Here is a 14901-nt window from a genome sequence, read left to right on the forward strand (position 1 = left end):
TCGATTTTGTGTTTGTGGTGGGCGGTGCAGACGGGGTGGAGGTTGGTCTCGATGGTCCATCCGCCGCGGTGGGGGGTGTGGTGGTCGTAGGGGACGATGTGGTCGAGTTCGCAGTCGGTGGAGGGGACGTCGCATCCGGGGTGGGTGCAGGTGCGGTAGGTCATGCGTACGCGGGCAGCGAGGTCGGTGGTGGGTCGGTAGGTCAGGGCGCCGGGTGGTGGTTCGGTCTCGCCTCCGTGGCCGTCGGGGTGGGGTCCTGCAGCGAGGGTGGGGTCGGCGGTGATCGCTGCCAGTAGCGTCGCGGTGATCTGCGCGCGAAGGGTGTCACTGAGCAGACCGGTGCCACGGGGCAGACCAGCGCCACTGAGCAGACCGGTGCCCTTGGGCAGACCACTGCGGTTGGGCATGCCTCTGCCGCGGGTGGGTGTGCTGGTGGGTGTGGGTACGGTTCCTGCTCGGCGGATCCGTCCGCGGTGGATCAGGCGTGGTACCCGAATCCGTAGAGGAGAGAGCACTGTCGTCGGTACTGGTCGTCGATTCGTCTCGGCAGCACCGGTCTCGTCGGGAGTGACTGTGCCACCGGCAGTCTCGGTGTCCTGTGCTGCCTCCGTGTTCTCCGCGTCCTGTGTCTTTGTTCCGGCGTGGCTGGGTTGTCGGGTGTGTGGTGTTCGGGTGGTGAGGACGTCGTGGAGTTCGGTGAGCAGGCCTTGCCAGTGGGCGTCGGTGGCGATGAGGCGGGCCAGTTCCGGGTCGAGTGGGGTTCCGTCGGCCAGTACGGCGGGGTTCTGGCGTAATCCGAGCAGTGTTTCGGCGTCGAGGAGGATCTGCACCAGCGGACCCCGCCGAGGATCGGGCCGGTCCGCGGCACCGTCCAGCGGGCAATGCTCACCGCGGCCGCAGTGGCATTCGAGGGCGTGTTCGCCGTGGATCAACGCCATCAACCCATCGACCCGTAACGCCGTGGTCGACCTGGGGTCTTGCTGGCAGACCGTTGCGGCGATCTCGGTCACCAATGCGTCGACTTCGGCGCCTTCGAGGTCGGTGACGATCGCTTCGAGTACCGATGCCCCGCCGGAGTCGCGGCGCACCCGCATCGCTCGGCTACTGCGTACCGTGCGCTCTTGTGCGGCTGCGGCTTCGTCTCGGTCGTGGGCGAGCCACAGTCGCCACAGCCACAGTCGCAGTGACCGCGGGGTCAACCGTTCCGCTGCAGCGACGGCCTCGTGTTCGAGGGCCGCGATGGTGGCATCGGATGCTTTGCCCAGCACAGCGGTCAGTACCTGGATCCGCGGCCAGTCGATTCCGCCGAGGACGAACCGCAGTGCTGTGAGCGGCATCCGCGACAGCTCCTGCCCGACGGTCAGCAACGGTCTCGTGGCGCTCTGCGACAGGCCCAGCGTCACCGCCACCTCGGTGACCACCTGCGCCAGAACAGTCAACGGATCACCACCGGCGTTGTCGGCGGTGGTGGTGGTGGTGTCGGCGTCGGTGGTGTCGGCGTCGGTGAGGCGGATGTCGGCGATCTCGCACACCGCTTCCACCGTTCTGGCGCGGGCTATGTTCTCCCGTACCCGGCATACCGCGGCGTAGCCTGCCAAGCCGGTTACGCATGCCGTACTCGATCCCGCCGAAACCCCCGTATCGAACATACTTTCGAATATACCGAGAGGGTCCGACACGGACGAAAAAACTACCGAAGTGGGGAATGATGACGTGCATGCCGGCCAAGAAATCGACACAGGACCCCACCGCTGCAGTACTGGAGAAGATTGCCTCGTACCCCGCGCCGTACGACTCCGTGGGGCGCAGGCTGCACGAGGTGATTCTGGCTGCGGCACCGGAGCTGCAACCTCGATTGTTCTACGGAATGCCGGGATACGCGAAGGGAAAGGGCCCGATTCTGTGCCACTTCATCGCAGAGAAGTACATTGCATTCGGGTTGTCGGAGAAGGCGAACGTGTCCGCGCCGGACGATGCAGACGACCTGTTGATGCCGTCGGGATGGTTTCTGACGGAGCTCGACGACGCGACGGAGAAGAAGATCGCAGCCATTGTCCGACGAGCAGTCGAGTGATGGACTACTTACGCAGATAGAGCCTTTCGGGCCGCCCGACGTTCCCGTAGTCCAGGGACACCTCGACGCGTCCGATGCCCGCGAGGTACTCGAGGTATCGCCGGGCGCTGGATCGGGAGATCCCCGACCGCTCGGACATCTCGGTGGCCGACACCGGCCGTTCGACGTCACGAAGTCTGAGCTCGACCAGATCCAGCGTGACGCGGCTCAGACCCTTGGGAAGGTCCTGGCCGGAACCGGTTATGCCGAACGCTTTGTCGACGGCGGCCTGTTCCGCCTCCGCCGAGGACCCGAGGGTTTGCCGCGTGGTTCGGTACTGCTCCAGCCGCGCCTGCAGCACGGAGAACTTGAACGGCTTGATCAGGTAATGCACGACGCCGCTCCGGAGCGCTTTCTGCACGGACGCGACTTCTCGTTCGCTGGTGATGACGAGAATGTCGAGGTCCGGCACCAACTCTCGGAACGTCCCGATGAGGTCCAGACCGCTGGCACCGGGCAGGTGCACGTCGAGCAGCACGAGGTCCGGTCGGAGAGCGGACACTGCGTCGATCGCGGACTCGGACGTGTGCGCGACGCCGCAGACCTCGAAGCCGTCGACCTTACCGACGAACCCCGAATGCACCTTGGCGACCATGAAGTCGTCGTCGACGACGAGAACCCGAATCACACTCACTCCTTCATCATCGCGCGGAACACCGTCCACTCGCCGTCCGTTCCGACCGTCACGTCGCCGCCCCGACGCCTGCACGCGAGCCGGACCAGCGCGAGACCGAAGCCATGACCGGTCGATGCCGCCCCTTTGGTGCTCCAGCCCTGTTCGAAGATATTCGTGGTGTCCGACGCGTCGACGCCCGGTCCGTCGTCGAATACCTCGGCGACGATGTCACCGTTGTTCTCGTGCAACGCGATCCGTACCCGTCCACTCGATGCCGCCACGGCATTGTCGACGAGATTGCCGAGGACCGTGCAGAGATCTCGGGACAACGCTCCCCCGTGCGATCGAAGAGCGGACCCCTCGACGATGTCGACGGTCACCGAACGATGCGCGGCAGCACCGATTTTCGCGATCAGGAGCGCAGCGACACTGACGTCGGCGACGGAATCGGTGACCACCGACGTCGCATCCTCGCGGCGCGCGGTGAGGCCGTCCACGTAGCGCACCACCTCGTCGTATTCGTGCAGTTGAACCAGTCCGGAAATGGTGTGCAGCTGGTTGTCGAATTCGTGGATGTGTTCACGCAGCGCCGTCGAACTGGTCTTGGTGACTCCGAGTTCCTCCTCGACGTCGGTCAGTTCGGTGCGGTCACGGAACGTCGTGACCGTTCCCACCGCTTTGCCGTCGGCGACGACGGGGACTGTGTTCAGGACCAGGACTCGATCGCCGACCAGCACGATCTCGTCGGAGGTCTCCACGGTTCCGAGAAGGACGTCGCGAAGCCGACCGGTGACCCCGAGCTCGTCGACGGTTGCGCCCTTGCTTCCGTATTCGATGTGCAGCAACTCGTGCGCACTTTCGCTCATCAGCACGACGCGGCCGTTCGGGTCGAGGGCGATGACGCCTTCCTTGAGCCCCCGCAGCATCGCTTCACGCTGCCCGACGAGGTCGAGGATCTCGCTGGCCTCCATGCCGAGGGTCTGACGCTTGACTCTCCGCGCGAGCAGTACCGAACCCAGCCCGCCCAGCACCGACGCGACCGCCAGGTAGACGATCAGATTGGGTGCCGATTGCAGGAACCGGTCCACGGCCGAGGGATATCGGTCGCCGACGACGGCCGTTCCCACGAGTGTTCCCGAGTCGTCGAGCACCGGCACCCGCGCTTCGACCGCTTTGCCTGCCGCCGTGTCGGTGAGCCCGACCCTCGATCCGTCCGCACCGGTCTGCACGGTCGTCCCGACTTGTTCGGGAACGGTGGACAACACCACCACACCGTCGACGCCCGAGAGTGCCGCGTAGTCGAGGCCGGAGACCGCGCGTACGGATTCGACTACGCTCTGCAGACCGGTTCGGATGCGAGGCTGGGCCGACGGCAACAGCTGACGGACGACGGGGTTCGCCGCGAGAGTTTCCGCCGCCGACTGTGCGCGGCGGCCTGCGTCCCGTTGGAACGCGGCCGACGATTGGGCGAGCGACAACCCGCCGATGGCGACCAGAACGACCACGACGATCAGCAGCTGCAACCTCAGCAACTGGGCCGCCAGCGTGGTTCTGCGCACCAAAAGACCCTACTGCGCGGCCAGGAGCGTGGAGCGCAGTTCGGCGCGACCACAATGGACACAAAAGAAACTGTGATCGCAAGGGTGACCGCAGTCACAAAGTGTTGTTCACTTCCATGGTGCCTACTACGAGAGTTCGATCAGCAACCAGCGCCGTGTGCGTCGCGGTTGCCGTTCTCGTGGGCGCATGCAGTTCCGAGCCTGCGGTGTTCGCCGGCGCAGACGGCACTCCTCGGGTCCAACTGGTCGTGCCGTCCGACGCCGGCGGCGGATACGACCTGACGGCCCGGAACCTCACCCAAGCTCTGGGTAGCGGAACACCCGGCAGCACCGACCCCGATTACGACGTCGTGGTGCTGCCCGGATCGGGTGGGATCGTCGGCCTGGGTCGGTTGGCTCTCGAGCGCGGTAACCCCGATCTCGCGATGGTCATGGGCCTCGGTCTGATCGGTGCGCTGGAGACGACGGAGTCCGACAATTCGTTGTCCGAGGCCACGCCCGTCGCGAAGCTGCTGGAGGAACCGGAAGTAGTTCTGGTTCCGGCGAACTCGCCGCTTCGGACGATGAACGATCTGGTCGACGCGTGGCGCGCCGACCCGTCGGCGCTCAGTTTTGCCGGTGGTTCCGCCGAGGGTGGGCCCGACGGTCTGTTCCGGATCCTTCTTGCTCGGGCCATCGGCGTCGACCCGTCGGCGTCGCAGTATCGACAGTACGAAGGTGGCGGACAACTGCTTCCGGCTCTGCTGACCGGTGACGTCGACGTCGCGACGACCGGCGTCAGCGAGTATCTCGACCAGATTTCCGCCGGAACCGTGCGGGCACTTGCTATCAGCACCGACGAACGGGTGCCGGTGGTGGACGCGCCGACCGCACGCGAGGCCGGCGTCGACGTCGTCTTCGCCAACTGGCGAGGCCTGCTCGCGCCGCCGGGCATCACGCCGGACCAGGCGACGACGTGGACCGACCGCATCCGCGATCTCGACACGTCCGGCCGATGGCAGGACATCCTCACTCGAAACGGCTGGCGCAGTTCGATACTGACCGGCTCCGACTTCGCCGAGTTCCTGGGCGAACAAGCTCGATTCGTCCACGAGACGCTGACCGTCACCCCTTGACGTTCGGATTCACCCGACACCACGTTTCACCCTGCTCGCACAAAGGAGTACACCCATGCTCGTGATACTGGGCTTCCTCATGGTTGCCGTCTTCATGTATCTGATCCTGACCAAGCGCGCGACCCCGGTCGTGGCGCTGACGTTGGTGCCGGTTGCGTTCGGCCTCATGGCCGGTGCGGGACTCGGGATCGGCGACATGATCACCGACGGCATCAAGTCGCTCGCCCCGACGGCTGCCCTGCTGTTCTTCGCGATCATCTTCTTCGGGATCATGATCGACGTCGGCCTGTTCGATCCACTGGTGAAGGGCATTCTGAAGCTCGTCAGGAACGACCCGATGAAGCTCGTCGTCGGTACTGCCGTTCTGGCGATGGTCGTGTCCCTCGACGGTGACGGGTCGACGACGTTCATCATCGTCACCTCCGCGATGCTGCCTCTGTATCTGAAACTCGGTGTGAGCCCGGTGATCCTGACCGTCGTTGCCGGTCTGGCCAACGGAACAATGAACATCATCCCGTGGGGCGGCCCCACGGTCCGGGCAGCGTCTGCGCTCGGCATCTCGCCGTCCGAGGTCTTCGTGCCGATGGTGCCCTCGCTGATCGCCGGATTGGTCATCGTGCTGCTGTTCTCGGTGCACCTCGGGCTGATGGAGCGCAAGCGAATCGGCAAGTTGGTCTATGAATCCGAGCTCGTTCACGCAGGCGGCTCGACCGGCACCGGCTCCACTGGCACCGGTGGCTCCAAGAACACCGGCGGCTCGGCCGGAACGGGCAGTGATCACGACGGCGGAGCCGGTCAGTTCATCGACGGCCTCGATCCCAATCGCGATACCCTGCGTCCGAAGTTGTTGTGGTTCAACGCCGCTCTGACCGTGGCATTGCTGGTTGTCCTGGTCATGGACATCCTCCCCATCCCGGTGCTCTTCATGATCGCAGCGTCGATCGCGCTCGCCGTGAATTTCCCGAAGGTCAAGGAGCAGGGCGAGGCCATCGCGCGGCACTCGTCGTCGATCGTGTCCGTCGTCGCCATGGTTCTCGCTGCAGCGATCCTCACCGGCGTGTTCCAAGGAACGGGCATGGTCGAGGCCATGGCCGAGTGGCTGCTCAACGTCATTCCGGCGGGTATGGGTCCGTACCTCGCCGTCATCACCGGCGTTCTGTCCCTTCCGTTCACGTTCTTCATGACCAACGACGCGTTCTACTTCGGCATTCTGCCGGTTCTCAGTGAAACCGCTGCGCAGTACGGAATCGAGCCCGTCGAGATGGCGCGTGCGTCGATCACCGGTCAGGCATTCCACCTGCAGAGCCCCCTCGTCCCCGCCATCCTGCTTCTCGTGACCCTCGCCGGTGTGTCGCTCGCCGACCATCACCGCAAGGTTCTGTGGCGCGCAGCGGTCATCTCCCTGACCATGCTCGTCGTCGGTGTTGCCCTCGGCCAGATCCCGTTCGGCTGATCCCCACGTACCGAAAGGTCAAGCACATGTCCGTCGTAGTAGTTCACAATCAGTCCGACGAGGGAAGAAGCGCACTCGCCGCAGGTGTCCGCGAGTCGCAGTCCAGAGGAACCGAACTCGTTGTGATCCACGCACTGTCGGGTTCACCGGATCCACGCGCCCAAGCGCAGGAGGTTGCCGCGGTCGAAACCGCGGTGCACGCCCTGGCACCGGGTGCACGGGTCGAGGTAGGGGTTCCCGATCCCGATTCGACGTCCACGTTGCTCGCGCTGGTCGACAAGGTCGACGCGGAGCTCGTGGTCATCGGGTCACGTCACCGCAGCGCCGTCGGGAAGTTCCTGATGGGGCAGACGGTCCAGCGGTTGCTGCTGGAGATACCGGTGGAGATCCTGTTGGTCAAATCCCGATAACACGCTCAGCACCGAAGGGGCGGATCCGACACGCGGGTCCGCCCTTTCGCGTGCGATCCGACGGCGCTCCGGTGACCTGGTGCGTGAAGTCGGACAGGTGTTGTCGTAATATTTCCAGTCTCATTCGGTGAAGTCATCGCCGGCAATCCAAGAGCACGGCAAGTGCACTCGAAGAGTGTGGTGATGACATGAAAGAGACGCCGCGAGTCTGCGACCCGCGCGACGGTGAGCTGCGCGCGGACGAGGACGGAGCCCTCGAGCCGGGGCTCGAATCGTTCCGCAACCTTCTGTTGTCGCACGCTCAGGTCGAGACGCTGCTGCACAGTGTGTGCACCCAGGTCGTCGACACCGTGCTGGGTGCCGACATGGCGGGTGTCACGCTCGTGGACGAGTCGACGGGAACTCCGAAGACGGTTGCGTACACGGACCCTCGTGTTCTCGAGTTCGATGCGCCGGGCTGCCTCTCGGCGCCGATTTCTGTCGACACGACACAGATCGGTGCGCTCGAGGTCTACAGCTTCACCGACCACACGTTCACCGAGACGGACGAGATCCTGATCAAGGTGTTCGTCACCGCGGTCGAGAGCGCCATCTGGAACTCGCGACGTGCGAGCGAGGCACAGCGAGAACTCACGGGACTTCGTGAGGCGATGCGGACACGAGCGACGATCGAGCAGGCCAAGGGGATCGTGATGGCGATCCGGGGCATCGCTGCGGACGACGCCTTCGAGGTACTGTCGCTGCAATCGCAGAACGAGAACGTCAAGCTGCACACCCTGGCTCAACGCATCGTCGAATCGGTCGGCCGCGACCAGTCCTGATTGACTCTCGCCCGTGCGGGGCATGCACCCGGCAGCACTCTCGCGAAAGGTCGCCTCCCGCATGAGCACCACCACTGCCGACGCCGTTGTCATCGGCGCAGGCCACAACGGCCTCGTCGCTGCTGCCGCACTTGCCGACGCGGGATGGGACGTGGTGATCGTCGAGGCGGCGCCTGCTCCCGGCGGCGCGGTACGCAGCGCCGAACTGGTTCCCGGGTTCACCAGTGACCTGTTCAGCGCGTTCTATCCCCTCGGCGCGTCGTCTCCGGCGATGACGGCGCTGGGGTTGGAGGACCACGGATTGAGGTGGTCACGGTCCCCGGCGGCGTACGGCCACGCGCGGTCGTCCGCCGACGAGGATGCGCCGACGGTTCTGCGGGACGTCGCCGATACCGCGGCCGCATTGAGCGAACACGACCGGCGTGACGGCGATGCCTGGCTCGCTCTGTTCGAGCAGTGGCAGAAAATCAAGAAACCGCTGCTCGACGCCTTCTTCACGCCGTTTCCGCCCGTCAAGGCCGGTGTGTCGCTGTCCCGAAAGCTCGGTGCCGCGGAGACGCTGCGGTTCGCGCGGTTCATGGCGCTGCCTGCACGTGCGATGGCGCACGAGACGTTCCGCAGCTCCGCGGCCCGATGTCTGCTGCTGGGGAACGCGATGCACGGCGACGCACCCCTGGATGCGTCGGTCAGCGGCGCGATGGGTTATCTGCTGACGATGATGGCTCAGGACGTCGGCTACCCCGTTCCGGTCGGCGGAGCCGGCGAGCTGACAGCCGCCCTGGTTCGTCGGGCCGGGTCCGCCGAGCTCCGGTGCGGCACCCCTGTGGTGTCGGTGATCACGTCGAACGGGCGGGCCACCGGGGTTCGCACCGCGTCGGGCGACGTCGTGCTGGCCCGCAAGGCGATCGTCGCCGACGTCTCGGCACCGATGCTCTACCAGGACCTGCTTCCACACGACGCCATTCCGCAACGCATGCACGACGACCTGGCGAAGTTCGAGTGGGACACCCCGGTGGTGAAGGTCAACTACGCGCTCGACCGGCCGATACCGTGGCGATCGAACAGCCTGTCCGACGCGGGGACCGTCCACTTGGGTGCGGACGAGGACGGGCTGCTGCGGTGGACCACGGATCTGTCGATCAACGTGTTGCCGAAGCGCCCGTTCATGCTGTTCGGCCAGATGACCACCGCGGATCCTTCGCGGTCACCGGCGGGGACCGAGAGCGCATGGGCGTACACGCACCTGCCCCGAGGAGTCACCGACGACGCGTCGGCCGACACCATCGCCGCTCGGGTGCGGACGGTTCTGGAGGAGCACGCACCCGGTTTCACCGGATCAATCGTCGGCGAAGTCGTTCAACGCCCCTCCGATCTGGCGGCCGAGAACACCAACCTGTTCGGCGGTGCGGTCAACGGCGGGACCGCGCAACTGCAACAGCAACTGATCTTCCGGCCGACGCCGGGTCTGGGGCGGGCGGAGACGCCCGTCGAAGGGCTGTTCCTGGGAAGTTCGTCCGCTCATCCCGGTGGCGGGGTGCACGGCGCAGCCGGGATGAACGCGGCCCGCGCTGCGCTGGGACAGACGGGCCTGCTCGGCCCTCTACGCAAAAAAGTGACCAGCTCCCTGTTGGAGCTGGTCACCAGATGAAGTGCGTGCCTACATGAATCTGTCAGCGGGCGGTCAGTGGACCGCGTTCTCGACCGAGTCGAACCTCTGGGCCGTGGGAACGACGGCTGCTGCCTGCAGCAACCTGTGGGCCGCGTACCCCTCGACCAGGCACCAGTTCAGGCGTGCCTCGTCCAGTGCTGTGAAGATCGTCAATCCGGCGATCGCGAAGAAGTCCACATCCGACAGATCGAGAATCATCCGGACGTCGGGGGTGACCCGACTGAGAACGAAATCCGTCAGAATCGGTGCACTACGCATATCGATGTCGCCGTGAACCTTGACGACGAGAGAGTTGGATCCCGCCGCGGATGCGCTGAAAATGGCACCAGTTGCAGCAACCGAAACCGAGGATTCGGTGGCAGCGTGCGGCTGGGTGGTTCCTTCGTCGTTCAAGCCGTGTGGAGTAACAGTCATAGCCATCCCATCGTTGATCGATCGGGAGGAAACTGAGCGAGCTGATGCGGGTGACCGGAAACCGGCCACACATCCGAACAAGCCGCCGGGCTATCCCGTGGAGTCTCCTCCGACAACGGCTGTTATCTCAACCACGTCCAACCCTACGGCACCGGGAGCCTCCCGTACACCCGTGTTTCGGCTCGTCCTACCCAGGGCACCCGAGACATGAGCTCGACCGTCTCCTACCCAGCGAGGAACGACCATGAAAGCTGTTACATACCAAGGCAAGCGCAAGGTAAGCGTCGACACCGTGCCCGATCCGAGGATCGAGGAGCCCACCGACGCGATCATCAAGGTGACCACCACGAACATCTGCGGATCGGACCTGCACCTGTACGAAGTGCTCGGTGCGTTCATGTCCGAGGGCGACATCCTGGGGCACGAACCCATGGGGATCGTCGAGGAGGTGGGACCGGATGTCGGCAATCTGAAGGTCGGCGACCGGGTGGTCGTACCGTTTCAGATCTCGTGCGGTCACTGTTACATGTGCAATTCCAGCCTCTTCACCCAGTGCGAGACCACGCAGGTCCGCGACCAGGGAATGGGCGCGGCATTGTTCGGATACTCGAGCCTGTACGGCCAGGTTCCCGGCGGTCAGGCGCAGTATCTTCGGATCCCGCAAGCGCAGAACACGCACATCAAGGTGCCCGTCGGGCCGGACGACTCACGGTTCGTCTACCTCTCCGACGTGCTGCCGACGGCATGGCAGGCGGTGGAGTACGCCGACATTCCCGACGGTGGCTCGGTCACGGTGCTCGGACTCGGCCCCATCGGCGACATGGCGGCCCGCATCGCGCATCACCGCGGGCACCGAGTCATCGGCGTCGACCGAGTTCCGGAACGGCTTCAGCGTGCTGCGGATCGCGGAATCGAGGTACTGAACTTCGACGATCTGGGCGGCGATCTCGCCGACGCCATCCGTGACCTGACCGACGGGCGCGGCACCGACTCCGTCGTCGACGCGGTCGGCATGGAAGCGCACGGGTCTCCCGTGGCCAAACTCGCCCAGAGTGTGACGTCTCTGCTCCCCGACGCGATCGCCGGACCGATGATGCAGAAGGCAGGCGTGGACCGTCTCGGCGCGTTCTACAGCGCGATCGACATCGTCCGACGTGGCGGCACCATCTCGCTGAGCGGCGTGTACGGAGGAATGGCGGACCCGCTGCCGATGCTCACGTTGTTCGACAAGCAGATTCGGCTGCACATGGGCCAGGCCAACGTGCTGCGCTGGGTCGACGACATCCTGCCGCTCCTGACCGACGACGATCCCCTGGGCGTCGACGATTTCGCCACCCACACACTGCCCCTCGACCAGGCGCCGCACGCCTACGAGATCTTCCAGAAGAAGCAGGACGGAGCCGTGAAGGTGCTGCTGAAGCCCTAGTTCTGCCCGGTGTGTAGTTCGTCGTGGTGGTCGCGCATGGCGTCGATCAGCACGGCGAACACCCGGTGCGCGGCAGCCAGATCTCCGTCGGGAAGGTCGGCCAGGGCTGCCGACGTCTTGACCCCCAGTGGTCCGAAGAATCCGCGCGCGACTTCCATGCCGTGCTCGTCGTACCGGAGGATCACCTTGCGGCGGTCGTGTGCATCCTTCTCCCGCCGGATGTGTCCCGACGAGATCATGCGTTCGACGAGGTACGTCATGGCGGCGGACGAGAGTCCGAGGCGGCCCCCGAGCTCGCCCGCGGTGAGCGGCTGCCCCTCGACGTCGGCGACCATGATGAGCAGGAGGGCACGAAAGTCGTTGGGCCGCAGCTCGTGTTGCGCCCCGAATGCCCGCCCGATCTCCTCGGACACCGACGACAGGGCACGGACGTCCGACGAGATCATCGACTCCAGTTCCGCGCGTCGTTCGGATGCACGTCGCTCGGATGCACTGCGGTCGGGCACGGAGTTCACTTTCTTCGGTTTCGTTCCATCGGGTCCTGGGCAACACTATCGCGCTGCAGACGCGCGAGTTCTCTCAGTTGCTTAATTGTTAAGTTAGTGAGATTGTTGCCCGGTGGACTTCTGGACTCGATTTGCCCGAATTGTCAGCTCACGACGCTCGTGGGCCCTGTCGCTTGCCGTGATCGTTCTCTCCGTCGCCTTCATGGGCCTCGTGGGCGAGAACGACTCAGCCGGGCAAGCCCCTTCCTCGGTGCCACCCGAAGCGGATTCCGCGCAGGTCACCGAACTACTCGACCAATTCCCGGGGTCGGAGACCGCGCCGGTCATCCTCGTGGTGAGCCGCATCGACGACGGTGTCCTGACCCCGGCCGACACCGATGCCGCCGCTCAGGCCCTCGCACGCCTGTCGGACACCGCGTCACCGCTGGTACCTGCGCCGGACGGCAAAGCCACCCTCGGCATCGTGCAGGTGGACAGCTCCCTGTCCGGCTTCGACCTGAACGACACCGTCACCTCGCTCCGCGACAAGGCGGTCGACGGCCTCCCCTCGGACCTCGAGGCGCAGCTCACCGGCGGGCCCGCATTCGGCGCGGACATCGCGAACTCCTTCTCCGGCGCGAACTTCACCCTGTTGGCCGTCACCGCACTCGTCGTCGCGATCCTGCTCATCGTGACCTACCGCTCCCCCATCCTGTGGCTCGTTCCACTGCTGGTCATCGGGCTCGGGGACCGCGTCGCCACGTCGGTGGGCACCGCACTGGCGGAACTGACCGGCCTGTCGTTCGACGGGTCGACGTCCGGCATCACCAGCGTGCTCGTCTTCGGCGCGGGTACCAACTATGCGCTCCTTCTCATCTCGCGCTATCGAGAGGAGCTGCGCACCCGCGACGACCACCGCGACGCACTGCGTCATGCCGTTCGCCACGCCGGACCCGCCATTCTCGCCAGCAACGCCACCGTCGTCCTCGCGCTTCTGACGTTGTTGCTCGCAATCCTGCCCAGTACCCGCAGCCTCGGTGCCCTCGCCGCCGCGGGCCTCGTGGTCGCAGCCGTGTTCGTCCTCGTCGTTCTACCGCCACTGCTCGCACTGTGCGGACCGAAACTGTTCTGGCCGTTCATCCCCAAGGGTGAGGACAAGGACACCGCGACGACGGGTGCCTGGCACTCGGTCGCTGCCGCGGTCTCACGCCACCCGACGCGCACTGCATCCATCACACTCGTCGCGCTGATCGCTTGTGCTGCAGCACTGTTCGGCACCGGAATCGGCCTGTCCCAGACCGAGCAGTTCCGCGTCACCGCCGAATCCGTCGAGGGTTTCGACACACTCTCGGAACACTTCCCGGCCGGACTGGCCGATCCGACGACCGTCGTCGCACCCACCGACTCCGCCGAGCGCATCGAGACCGCGCTGGACGGAGCCACCTCCGTCGACTCGTTCACGCGCGGAGCGGATTCCGGGACCGGCCTGACTCAGTGGTCCGTCGTCACCGACGCCGCCCCTGCCTCGGACGACGCGTTCGCCGCCGTCGAGGAACTGCGTGCCGCGTTCGCGGACATCCCCGACGCCCTGGTGGGCGGCAGCGACGCACAGGCCCTCGACACATCCGACGCCGCCGCACGCGACCGCCTGGTCGTCGTCCCGGCGATCCTGATCGTCGTACTCGTCGTACTGATCGCACTACTGCGCTCGTTGATCGCGCCGTTGATACTCGTCGGCACGACGGTGCTCAGCGCCCTGGCCGCGCTCGGCGTCGGAAGCTGGTTCAGCAGCAGCGTGTTCGGATTCCCGGCGCTCGACGACAACGTTCCGCTGTACGCGTTCCTGTTCCTCGTTGCGCTCGGTGTGGACTACACGATCTTCCTCGTCACTCGCACGCGCGAGGAAGTTCCCGGTCACGGCACGCGCTCGGCGATCGTTCGAGCCGTCGGCGCGACAGGTGGAGTCATCACCAGCGCCGGCATCGTGTTGGCCGCCGTGTTCTGCGTCCTCGGCGTGCTACCGCTGATCACGCTGACGCAGTTGGGCATCATCGTCGGGTTCGGCATTCTTCTCGACACGTTCGTCGTGCGCACGCTGGTGATACCGGCACTGTTCACCCTTGTCGGCCCGGGGATATGGTGGCCGAACCGAATCGATTCCAGCAGAACCGAACTGGTGGGAACAAAGGAGTGAGATTCATGAAGGTACGTGTTTCGATCGCGGCAGCAGCCTGCGTCGCAGGACTCGCCCTCGTCGGCAGTCCGGCCCAGGCCGCACCCGACACAGGATCGGCGGGATGGCAGCCACTGACCCCGATTCCGTCGCTGGACGTCGAGCGCTATCTCGGAACCTGGAACCAGGTCGCCGCGGTTCCGCAGCCGTTCAACCTCGAGTGCGCGCGCGACACCCAGGCCAACTATCAGTTGATCGATCCGGCCAACATCCGCGTCGAGAACACCTGCACCACGTGGACGGGTGAGCAGAACCGCATCGTCGGTAATGCACGGGTGAACGACCCGGTGACCAATGCGCAACTGCACGTGAGCTTCCCGGGCGTGCCCACGCAGGAGAACCCGGAAGGGCCGACCAACTACATCGTCGCCTACATCGCGGACGACTACTCGTGGGCGCTCGTCGGCGACCCGCTGCGTACGTCGGGCTTCATCCTCTCGCGCTCTCCCGAGGTCAGTACCGAGAAGTTCCGTGAGATCCGGGCAGTGGTCGAGTCCAAGGGATACAACTCGACGTTCATCCTGACCTCGCCCACTGCGGGCGGGGCGACGGACATCCGCCCCCTCTCCACGGTCTGATCCCTATGT

Annotated in this window: 14 protein-coding genes; 9 read left to right on the forward strand and 5 right to left on the reverse strand. The window is 65.4% G+C overall.

What is annotated here, in order from left to right; genetic code table 11:
- Positions 1–1649, reverse strand: a 1649-nt coding sequence (locus CH292_RS04165) for an HNH endonuclease signature motif containing protein (protein WP_256977910.1), incomplete at its 3' end; no start/stop codon positions are given.
- 68 nt (positions 1650–1717) lie between these two features.
- Here CH292_RS04165 and CH292_RS04170 point away from each other — a divergent pair.
- Entirely contained in the window at positions 1718–2074 is a 357-nt protein-coding gene (locus CH292_RS04170; RefSeq protein WP_230594276.1) for a DUF1801 domain-containing protein, read from the forward strand.
- A gap of 4 nt (positions 2075–2078) precedes the next feature.
- On the opposite strand, the gene CH292_RS04175 is transcribed toward CH292_RS04170, so the two are convergent.
- Both CH292_RS04175 and CH292_RS04180 read right to left on the reverse strand, forming a co-directional pair.
- Positions 2079–2741, reverse strand: coding sequence for a response regulator (locus CH292_RS04175; RefSeq protein ID WP_026347531.1), 663 nt, complete (start codon positions 2739–2741; stop codon positions 2079–2081).
- A gap of 2 nt (positions 2742–2743) precedes the next feature.
- Positions 2744–4288, reverse strand: a complete 1545-nt coding sequence (locus tag CH292_RS04180) for an ATP-binding protein (protein WP_094654042.1) — start codon at positions 4286–4288, stop codon at positions 2744–2746.
- Between the two features lie 119 nt (positions 4289–4407).
- On the opposite strand from CH292_RS04180, the gene CH292_RS04185 reads away from it, so the two are divergent.
- From CH292_RS04185 to CH292_RS04205, 5 genes are all read left to right on the forward strand, one after another.
- The gene (locus CH292_RS04185; protein ID WP_230594274.1) at positions 4408–5403 is read left to right on the forward strand and encodes a tripartite tricarboxylate transporter substrate binding protein; all 996 of its coding nucleotides are present in this window, start codon (positions 4408–4410) and stop codon (positions 5401–5403) included.
- A gap of 55 nt (positions 5404–5458) precedes the next feature.
- On the forward strand, positions 5459–6856 hold the full coding sequence (locus tag CH292_RS04190) for a CitMHS family transporter (RefSeq protein WP_019663669.1): 1398 nt from the start codon (positions 5459–5461) through the stop codon (positions 6854–6856).
- 26 nt (positions 6857–6882) lie between these two features.
- Positions 6883–7266, forward strand: coding sequence for a universal stress protein (locus CH292_RS04195; protein ID WP_019663670.1), 384 nt, complete (start codon positions 6883–6885; stop codon positions 7264–7266).
- A 188-nt stretch (positions 7267–7454) separates the two neighbouring features.
- Positions 7455–8087, forward strand: a complete 633-nt coding sequence (locus CH292_RS04200; RefSeq protein WP_094628365.1) for an ANTAR domain-containing protein — start codon at positions 7455–7457, stop codon at positions 8085–8087.
- 61 nt (positions 8088–8148) lie between these two features.
- Positions 8149–9735 carry an NAD(P)/FAD-dependent oxidoreductase gene (locus CH292_RS04205; RefSeq protein ID WP_179277902.1) on the forward strand — a complete coding sequence of 529 codons (1587 nt, stop codon included), beginning with the start codon at positions 8149–8151 and terminating at the stop codon, positions 9733–9735.
- A gap of 33 nt (positions 9736–9768) precedes the next feature.
- On the opposite strand, the gene CH292_RS04210 is transcribed toward CH292_RS04205, so the two are convergent.
- On the reverse strand, positions 9769–10170 hold the full coding sequence (locus CH292_RS04210) for an anti-sigma factor antagonist (RefSeq protein ID WP_256977911.1): 402 nt from the start codon (positions 10168–10170) through the stop codon (positions 9769–9771).
- Between the two features lie 244 nt (positions 10171–10414).
- Here CH292_RS04210 and CH292_RS04215 point away from each other — a divergent pair, with 244 nt between their 5' ends.
- Positions 10415–11596 (forward strand): zinc-dependent alcohol dehydrogenase, encoded by a 1182-nt coding sequence (locus CH292_RS04215; protein WP_027498821.1) that lies wholly within the window; start codon positions 10415–10417, stop codon positions 11594–11596.
- Here the strand turns inward: CH292_RS04215 and CH292_RS04220 are convergent.
- On the reverse strand, positions 11593–12111 hold the full coding sequence (locus tag CH292_RS04220; RefSeq protein ID WP_020111857.1) for a MarR family winged helix-turn-helix transcriptional regulator: 519 nt from the start codon (positions 12109–12111) through the stop codon (positions 11593–11595). The genes CH292_RS04215 and CH292_RS04220 overlap by 4 nt on opposite strands.
- A gap of 169 nt (positions 12112–12280) precedes the next feature.
- Here CH292_RS04220 and CH292_RS04225 point away from each other — a divergent pair, with 169 nt between their 5' ends.
- Together CH292_RS04225 and CH292_RS04230 are read left to right on the forward strand one after the other, a co-directional pair.
- A complete protein-coding gene (locus tag CH292_RS04225; RefSeq protein ID WP_019663676.1) occupies positions 12281–14275 on the forward strand; it encodes an MMPL family transporter in 1995 nt (664 codons plus the stop codon).
- Positions 14276–14280: 5 nt separating this feature from the next.
- Positions 14281–14892, forward strand: coding sequence for a lipocalin family protein (locus CH292_RS04230; RefSeq protein ID WP_179277903.1), 612 nt, complete (start codon positions 14281–14283; stop codon positions 14890–14892).
- Positions 14893–14901: the final 9 nt, after the last annotated feature.

The organism is Rhodococcus sp. 14-2470-1a, from assembly GCF_002259425.1.
Classification (GTDB): Bacteria; Actinomycetota; Actinomycetes; order Mycobacteriales; family Mycobacteriaceae; genus Rhodococcoides; species Rhodococcoides fascians_E.